Annotated in this window: 8 protein-coding genes; 4 read left to right on the top strand and 4 right to left on the bottom strand. The window is 66.4% G+C overall.

What is annotated here, in order from left to right; genetic code table 11:
- Positions 1 to 91 precede the first annotated feature (91 nt).
- The gene (locus tag ACFYOW_RS43890; protein ID WP_387297107.1) at positions 92 to 1,081 is read left to right on the top strand and encodes an alpha/beta hydrolase; all 990 of its coding nucleotides are present in this window, start codon (positions 92 to 94) and stop codon (positions 1,079 to 1,081) included.
- 119 nt (positions 1,082 to 1,200) lie between these two features.
- Positions 1,201 to 2,451 (top strand): Nramp family divalent metal transporter, encoded by a 1,251-nt coding sequence (locus ACFYOW_RS43895; protein ID WP_387297085.1) that lies wholly within the window; start codon positions 1,201 to 1,203, stop codon positions 2,449 to 2,451.
- Here ACFYOW_RS43895 and ACFYOW_RS43900 read toward each other — a convergent pair.
- Together ACFYOW_RS43900 and ACFYOW_RS43905 are read right to left on the bottom strand one after the other, a co-directional pair.
- Complete coding sequence (locus ACFYOW_RS43900) at positions 2,448 to 2,855, bottom strand: nuclear transport factor 2 family protein (protein ID WP_387297087.1); 408 nt, start codon at positions 2,853 to 2,855, stop codon at positions 2,448 to 2,450. The genes ACFYOW_RS43895 and ACFYOW_RS43900 overlap by 4 nt on opposite strands.
- A gap of 9 nt (positions 2,856 to 2,864) precedes the next feature.
- Positions 2,865 to 3,797 (bottom strand): zinc-binding dehydrogenase, encoded by a 933-nt coding sequence (locus tag ACFYOW_RS43905; protein WP_387297089.1) that lies wholly within the window; start codon positions 3,795 to 3,797, stop codon positions 2,865 to 2,867.
- Positions 3,798 to 3,907: 110 nt separating this feature from the next.
- Between ACFYOW_RS43905 and ACFYOW_RS43910 the strand changes: the two genes are divergently transcribed.
- Positions 3,908 to 4,264 carry a winged helix-turn-helix transcriptional regulator gene (locus tag ACFYOW_RS43910; RefSeq protein ID WP_387297091.1) on the top strand — a complete coding sequence of 119 codons (357 nt, stop codon included), beginning with the start codon at positions 3,908 to 3,910 and terminating at the stop codon, positions 4,262 to 4,264.
- On the opposite strand, the gene ACFYOW_RS43915 is transcribed toward ACFYOW_RS43910, so the two are convergent.
- Both ACFYOW_RS43915 and ACFYOW_RS43920 read right to left on the bottom strand, forming a co-directional pair.
- Positions 4,265 to 5,290 carry an SDR family oxidoreductase gene (locus ACFYOW_RS43915; RefSeq protein ID WP_387297093.1) on the bottom strand — a complete coding sequence of 342 codons (1,026 nt, stop codon included), beginning with the start codon at positions 5,288 to 5,290 and terminating at the stop codon, positions 4,265 to 4,267.
- A 69-nt stretch (positions 5,291 to 5,359) separates the two neighbouring features.
- Positions 5,360 to 6,163 (bottom strand): enoyl-CoA hydratase, encoded by an 804-nt coding sequence (locus tag ACFYOW_RS43920; RefSeq protein ID WP_387297095.1) that lies wholly within the window; start codon positions 6,161 to 6,163, stop codon positions 5,360 to 5,362.
- 166 nt (positions 6,164 to 6,329) lie between these two features.
- Between ACFYOW_RS43920 and ACFYOW_RS43925 the strand changes: the two genes are divergently transcribed.
- Positions 6,330 to 7,562 (top strand): TetR/AcrR family transcriptional regulator, encoded by a 1,233-nt coding sequence (locus ACFYOW_RS43925; protein ID WP_387297097.1) that lies wholly within the window; start codon positions 6,330 to 6,332, stop codon positions 7,560 to 7,562.
- Positions 7,563 to 7,724: the final 162 nt, after the last annotated feature.

The raw sequence follows: 7,724 nt of genomic DNA on the forward strand, positions 1-7,724 counted from the left end.
TGAAGGTGTGAAATTGATGCGTAGTCTGATCCGGCGTCGCGGCACACGTGCGGCGGCGGTGATCGCGGCAACCGCGGTATTCGCGGGAGTCATGTCCGGCTTCGGCGCATCTACCGCGACGGCTGATCCGATCATCGATTCGAAGACGCTGCTGGCGAACCCGGTTGCGCCGGACGGCTCGAAGATCACCAAGGCCGAGTACAAGGACGACCGCAGCATCCGCCTGTACGTCTGGTCCGCGGCCATGGACCGGACCTTCCCGATCGACGTGCAGCGCCCCGCCGACGCCTCGGTGCCGCGTCCGGTGCTCTACTTGCTCAACGGTGCGGGCGGCGGTGAGGACAGCGCGTCCTGGGTGGCCAAGACCGATGCGCTGAAGTTCCTCGGCGACAAGAACGTCAATGTGGTCCAGCCCATCGGCGGCAAGTGGAGCTACTACACCGACTGGATCAAGGATGATCCGGTACTCGGCCGCAACAAGTGGAAGGCCTTCTTCACCGAGGAGCTGCCGCCGCTGATCGACGGCGCGCTCGGCACCAACGGCACCAATGCCATCGCGGGCCTGTCCACCTCGGGCACCACCGTGCTCGCGCTGCCGATCGCCAAGCCGGGTCTGTACAAGGCCGCCGCGGCCTACAGCGGCTGCGCCCAGACCAGTGATCCGGTCGGCTCGGAGTTCGTCAAGCTGACCGTCGAGACCTGGGGCGGCGGCAATGTCGACAACATGTGGGGCCCGGTCGGTGGGCCGGAGTGGGTGGCGAACGATCCGTACGTCAATGCCGAGGGGCTGCGCGGCACCGATCTCTACATCTCGACCGGCAGTGGTCTGCCCGGCCCGTACGACACCCTCGACGGTCCGTACACACTGCCCGGTCCGGGCGGCCTGGCCAACCAGATCCTGATTGGTGGTGTCATCGAGGCGGGCACCAATTACTGCACCCACAACATGCAGGCGAAGCTGGATTCGCTGGGCATCCCCGCCACCTACGACTTCCGTCCCAACGGCACCCACTCCTGGGGCTACTGGAACGACGAGCTGCACGCCTCCTGGCCTACCCTGGCCAAGGGCCTCGGCATCTGAGCTGATCCCCGCGACTTCCAGCCGACCGCCCCGATTGTGCGCTATTGCACAATCGGGGCGGTCTGTTTTTTATAGATAGTGCTAAACAAAAAGTTTGGGAACCCGTAAAATTCTGTTCTATGAGTACAACCCTGGTCGAGTCGGCGCGGAACGCGACGACCCGGGCGAGATCCGTCAGCGTCTTGCTCGGTCCGGCCTTCGTAGCGGCCATCGCCTATGTCGATCCCGGCAATGTGGCCTCGAATATCAGCGCGGGCGCCCAGTTCGGCTACCTACTCGTGTGGGTCATCGTGATGGCCAATGTGATGGCCGGGCTGGTGCAGTTCCTGTCGGCGAAGCTGGGGTTGGTCACCGGTATGTCGCTACCGGAGGCGGTGCGGTACAAGTCGAGTCGTCCGGTGCGCCTTGCCTATTGGGTGCAGGCGGAGACCGTCGCGATGGCCACCGACCTGGCCGAGCTGGTCGGCGGCGCGATCGCGCTGAAGCTGCTGTTCGATCTGCCGCTGCTGGTCGGCGGCGTGATCACCGGCGTGGTCTCGATGGCGCTGCTGCTGGTGCAGAACCATCGCGGGCAGAAGCCGTTCGAGCGGGTCATCACCGGGATGCTCGCCGTCATCGCCATCGGCTTCCTGGCCAGCGTGGTGATTTCGCCGCCGTCGGCCTCCGGCACCGTCGGTGGTCTGCTGCCGCGGTTCCAGGGCACCGAGAGCGTGCTGCTCGCGGCGGCCATGATCGGCGCGACCGTCATGCCGCACGCGGTGTACCTGCATTCCGGGCTGGCCCGGGACCGCCACGGTCAGCCCGAGATCGGTCCGCTGCGGACCCGGCTGCTGCGGATCACCCGATACGACGTCGGACTCGCCATGGTGCTCGCGGGCACGGTCAATCTAGCCATGCTGCTGATGGCCGCGAACACCCTGCGCGGCCGCGAGAATGTCGACACCCTGGAGGGTGCGCACGCCGCCGTCGGCGATGCGCTCGGCCCGGTCGCCGCGCTGCTGCTCGCGATCGGCCTGCTGGCCTCCGGTCTGGCATCGACCTCGGTCGGCGCGTATGCCGGGGCGATGATCATGGAAGGGTTGCTGCGCCGCAAGATTCCGCTCCTGGTCCGGCGGCTGGTCACCCTGATTCCGGCCATCATCATCCTCGCGATCGGCATCGATCCCACTCGCGCACTGATCATTTCGCAGGTGGTGCTGTCGTTCGGCATCCCGTTCGCCCTGATCCCGCTGGTCCGCTTCACCAGCGACCGCATACTGATGGGCACCGACGTCAACCACCGGGTGACCACCGGCCTGGCCTGGCTGGTCGCCATCATCATCAGCCTGCTGAACGTGGCACTGATCTACCTGACCGTCACCGGCGACTAGGCGAACAGCATGCGCTGCGCATAGCCCGTATCGAAATACTCACGGGCCTCGGCGATCTTGCCGTTCTCGACCCGGAAGACGATCGCCACATTGTTGACGTACGGTTCGCCCGCCTTGGTGGTCGCGCGGGTGGTCCATTCGGCGACCGCCTGCGCACCGTCGGCCAGCACGGTCCGCACCTCCTGGCCGATCGGCTGTGACACATCCATCCGCTCGATCATCTGCGCGACGAATTGCCCGAAGATCTCCTCCGGTCCGGTCCAGGTGCGCGCGGTCGGCAGGTCGCCGAACAGGGTCCAGGTCGAATCCGGGGTGAAGAAGCCTGCGGCGCGTTCGGCGTCACCGGATCCGAGTGCCTCGATATAGGCAAGGATGGTGGCGCGGGTCTGCTCTGTGGTCGACATGATGCTCCTTCAGACGTCGATGGTGAGGATGGCGTTGCCGCGGATCCGGCGGTTGTTCAGATCGGTGAGTACGCTTGCCGTTTCGGCCCAGTCGGCGACCCTACCGAGCTCCGGATGCAGGCGGCTGGTGGCCGTCAGGTCGACCAGGACGCGCAGATCCTCGGCATCGGTGGTGTCGGCGACCCAGTGCGGGAAATGCCGCAGCGTGAACGGCGAGGCCGTCAGGTATTCGAAGAAGCTGAGCCGGATCGGTTGCAGGCTCGCCTGACCGAACCACAGCACGGTGCCGCCGGGCGCGATCCGGGCGAGCGCCGCCGCGAAGACATCGCCGCCGACCGATTCGAAGATGACATCGAAGGGACCGTCGGCGTCCGCGACATCATGGACGACGGCGGCCGCGCCGAGTTCGGCCAGCCGGGCGCCGCGTTCGGGCGAGGCCGCCACCGCGGTCACCGAAATGCCTGCCGCCGTTGCCAATTCCACCAGGTAGTGACCGACTCCGCCGGATGCTCCGGTGATCAGTGCCTTCTTGCCCGCAGGGGCCTCGACGTGCCGGAGTAGACGCAATGCGGTCAAACCCGCGAGTGGCAAAGCTGCCGCGGTGGTGGCGGTGATGGTGTCGGGCAACTGGGCCAGTGCGGCGGTCGGGATGGCCACCCGTTCTGCCCAGCCGCCGCCTTCGGCATGACCGACCACGCGGGTGCCGACGGCCGGCCCCGAGCCGTCGGCGGCGGCCGTGACGACCCGGCCGACAACATCCTGTCCCATCACGGTGCCCGGTGCGGTCGGCGTGCCGTAGGCGCCGGTCATGGCGAGAATCTCGCCGCGGTTCACCGAGAATGCCTCGACCTGGACGATCACGGCATCGGCGGCGGCCGTTGGTTCGGGGGTGTCGGCGAACCGCACCAAGGCCCGATCACCGGTTGCTGCAAGGGCTTTCATCTGACTTCCTCCTGGTCGTTGCGACGAAAACCGACATTAAGAGGGTTGGTTTCCAGATGAAAGAAGGCAGTAATTAGTGGTATAGGTACCTGGTGGATACCAACAATCCCATGGCATACGACATCTTCAATCCGAACTGTCCGTCCCGCGCGGTTTTCGACCGGCTCGGTGAACGCTGGACCGGGCTCGTGCTGCTGGCCCTGAAGCCGGGCACGCTGCGCTTCTCGGAGTTGCGCAGGCAGGTGCAGGGCATCACGCAGAAGATGCTCACCCAGACGCTGCGCGGCCTGGAGCGCGACGGCATGGTGTCGCGCACGGTGTATCCGACCGTGCCGGTCACCGTCGAATACACGCTGACACCGCTCGGGCACAGCCTCAGTGCCGCCGTAGACATTCTGCGGGCCTGGGCCATCGAACACATCGATGAAATCGATGCGGCCAGAGCCGAATACGAGCAGGCAGGGTGATCAGACCCAGTTCTCGATCCAGTATTTCCAGATCATCGGGGCATAGGCGGCCAGCGGCTGCACCTTGATATCGGTGCCCGCGAGTGCGGCGGTGGCATTGCGGCAGTCGAACCAGCAGCTGAATTCACTGTGCTCCAACACATCCTGGGGGACGCCGACGCGCGGGAGCAGCCAGCTCGTGCCGGGGACGCGCAGCATCATCTCGAGGGTGCGCTTGGGCATCACCTCCACCAGATGCGGTGCACCGGCCTCGTCGGCGAACAGATTCAGCGCCTCGGCGGCGCTCTGTCGGCGCGGATCGGCCAGGTGGTAGGTGGTGCGGATCGAGTCGGGCCGGTGTGCGATATGGGCCAGCGCGCGAGCCACGAAATCGACCGGGACCATATTGGTTTCACCCAGCTTCGGCACCAGCACGGGCAGAATCCTGGGCAGCTGCGCGGCCATGCGCAGCAGCCGGAAGAAGTAGTACGGCCCATCGATTCGATCGATCTCACCGGTGCGCGAATGCCCGATCACGATCGAGGGCCGATAGATCCGCCAGCCCAACTCGGATTCGCGCACGATCTTCTCGGCCTCGAATTTCGCCCGCTGCATCGGCGAACGCAGCACCTGCCCCTCGTCGAACATGTCCTCGGTGAACAGACCGTCGAACCCGCCCGCCACATCAACCGTCGAGACATGGTGCAGCAGAGTGGCTTTCAGCTGCTCCGCGACATCGACGACATGTCTGGTGCCGCCGTCGCGTTCAGCGAGGTCGTAGCTCGACGCCAGATGGAAGACGTGGTCGATCGACCCTCGGTGCTCGGCGATCCACGCCGGATCGATACCGAGCCCGGGTGCGCCCATATCCCCGCGCACCGGCCGCACCCGCTCGCCACCCATCCACTCCCGAGCACAACAGGTATACCGGTCCGCTGAATCGACCCCCGGCCGGACCAATACATGAATATCCCCCTCCCGTTTCAGCAGCTCGGGAATAAGAAATCGACCGATGAACCCAGTTGCTCCGGTAACCAGGTAAGCCATAGCCGATCAACATAGTCGCTTGTGCGGGCGCACCTGTGTCCGGGATCACGGCGCGCCCGATTCGTGCGATCAGTCGGCGAAGACCGGCTTGCGCTTGGTGAGCATGGCGGTCGCGCCCTCGAAGAAGTCGGGGGATTGGAGCAGTTCGCTCTGGCCGGTTTTTTCGGCGGCGAGGGCGGTGTCCAATGCCGAGAGGGTTGCGGCGTTGAGCGCCTTCTTGGTGAGTTCGAGGGCACGGCGCGGGCCCGTGGCGATCTTGGCTGCCGCCGCCTCGACCTTTGCGTCGAGTTCGTCCTCGGGAACCACGGCGGTGAACAGCCCGGCCGCCTTGGCCGCAGGCGCGGGGAGTCGTTCGCCGAGCAGGGCCATTTCGGCGGCCAGCGGGCGTCCGGCCGCGGCGGCGACCATGGCTGCCGCGCCGCCGTCGGGCATCAGGCCGATATTGATGAAGGCGAGCAGCAGGTAGGAATCCTCGGCGGCGTAGACCAGATCGGCGGCCAGCGCGATGCCGACGCCGACTCCCGCGGCCGCGCCCTTGATCCGGGCGATGACCGGAATCGGTGCGTCCACAATGGCTTTCACGAGCCGGTTGGCCACATCCATCACCATGTTCGAGGTGATGCCGCGCTGCGCCTCGGCGGCCGATGCGGCAAGATCGGCGCCGGTGCAGAAGTCGCCGCCCTCGCCGGTCAGTACGATCACCCGCACCGAGCGGTCCTCGGCGGCCGCGAGGAAGGTGTCACCGAGGGCGACCATGGTGTCGTAGTCGATGGCGTTTTTGCGCTTGGGCTTGGTGATGGTGACCCGGAGCACCTTGCCGTCGTGGACGGCGCTGAAACCGGCGGGTGTGGTCGCGGAATCCGGTTGGCTCATCTGGTGCTCCTGGTCTGGAATTCAGCGGGGATGGTTCTTTCGAGCGATCTGCAAGCAATCGCTAGTGGGAACCATGAATGGTGGTTAACTTTGCGAATTGTGGTTAACTTAGGATGATTTGTCCGGCGCTGTCAACCAGCAGCGCCGTACCGGAACGGAGAGCTACATGGTCGCGGATCGCAGCGAGGTCGGTCTCGCTTCCGCGCGGCCTGACGCGGGTGCGAGCAGGACCGGCGCGGAGCCGGTGCGGCGTCGCCCGAAGGATCGCAAGGTCCAGATCATCCGGGCCGCCGCGCGCGCGTTCAGCGAGCGCGGGTATTACCCGGTCGGCGTCGACGAGATCGCCGCGGAGGTCGGCATCTCGGGCCCCGCGCTGTATCGCCACTTCGCGAACAAGTACGCACTGCTGGTCGCGGCCGCCGAAGAAGGCGCACTGCACCTGCTGCAGGTCGCGCGCACCGCCGACAACCCGGATCTGGAGCCCGAAGCCAGGCTCGATGCCCTGATCAAGGCGATCAGCGAACACACCATCGATATCCGCCGCGAGGCCGGACTGTATCGCTGGGAGCGGCGCTACCTGGAGGCCGAGGACCGCGCCCGGATCAGGAAGGTCTACGACGCACTCAACGCCACGTTGGCCGAACCGATCGGACAGCTGCGCCCCACCGCGCCGCCCGCCGATGTGGCAATGCTCGCCGCCGGGGTGCTCAGCGCCATCGCCAGCATCTCCTCGCATCGCACCACGCTCGCCACCGCCCGGCTGATGCCGCTGCTGCGCGAGATGAGCTGGTCGATCCTGCGCGCCGAACTGCCACCCGCACCGACCGAGCCCCAGCCCGGACCGGCCACCCGCGGCCTACCGGTCACCTCGAAACGCGAACAGCTGCTCACCGAGGCGATCCGGATCTTCGGCAGGCAGGGCTATCACGAGGCCAGCATCGAGGAAATCGGCGCGGCCGTCGGCATCAACGCCTCCAGCGTCTACCGGTACTTCACCAGCAAGGCCGACCTGCTCGCCGCCGCCTTCCACCGCACCGGCGACCGGGTGGCCATCGCGATCACCGAGGCGCTGGCCGAGGCCACCAGCCGTCCGGACGCGGTCCGGCGTATCGCCTATCGCCAAGCCCGGCTCACCTTCTCGATGCCGGAGATCATGCCGGTCTACTACGCCGAATTCAGTAATCTGCCGCAGGCCGAACAGCACAAGCTGCGCGCCATCCAGCGCCAGAACGTGCTGGAGTGGGCCAACCTGCTCGACGGCGATCCGGTGGAGGCGCGCTTCCGCGTGCACGCCGCCATCGCTCAGGTGATCGACGTGGGCCGGTTGACCAAATTCGATCCCCGGCCCGAACAACTGGCCCGCGTCTGCGCCCTGATGGAAGCCGTCCTCTTGGGGTGATGCTCCATTTGGGGTGACATTTCCATCGCCGACGCAACGACTACGGAGCGAGTCTTACGAGCGAGGAGTTCGCGGCCCGTCTCGCGTCCGAGTCGTCGAAGCGCATGCGCCGCAGGCGCGAGTCTCGACGGCTCGGACGCGAGACACCAGGGGGCCGCGAAC

Source organism: Nocardia sp. NPDC006982, from assembly GCF_042869435.1.
GTDB lineage: Bacteria > Actinomycetota > Actinomycetes > Mycobacteriales > Mycobacteriaceae > Nocardia.

Bases quoted from the DNA above. Each gene is read 5' to 3' on its own strand.
- ACFYOW_RS43890 (WP_387297107.1), top strand. From the start codon at position 92: ATGTCCGGCTTCGGCGCATCTACCGCGACGGCTGATCCGATCATCGAT.
- ACFYOW_RS43895 (WP_387297085.1), top strand. From the start codon at position 1,201: ATGAGTACAACCCTGGTCGAGTCGGCGCGGAACGCGACGACCCGGGCG.
- ACFYOW_RS43900 (WP_387297087.1), bottom strand. From the start codon at position 2,855: ATGTCGACCACAGAGCAGACCCGCGCCACCATCCTTGCCTATATCGAG.
- ACFYOW_RS43905 (WP_387297089.1), bottom strand. From the start codon at position 3,797: ATGAAAGCCCTTGCAGCAACCGGTGATCGGGCCTTGGTGCGGTTCGCC.
- ACFYOW_RS43910 (WP_387297091.1), top strand. From the start codon at position 3,908: ATGGCATACGACATCTTCAATCCGAACTGTCCGTCCCGCGCGGTTTTC.
- ACFYOW_RS43915 (WP_387297093.1), bottom strand. From the start codon at position 5,290: ATGGCTTACCTGGTTACCGGAGCAACTGGGTTCATCGGTCGATTTCTT.
- ACFYOW_RS43920 (WP_387297095.1), bottom strand. From the start codon at position 6,163: ATGAGCCAACCGGATTCCGCGACCACACCCGCCGGTTTCAGCGCCGTC.
- ACFYOW_RS43925 (WP_387297097.1), top strand. From the start codon at position 6,330: ATGGTCGCGGATCGCAGCGAGGTCGGTCTCGCTTCCGCGCGGCCTGAC.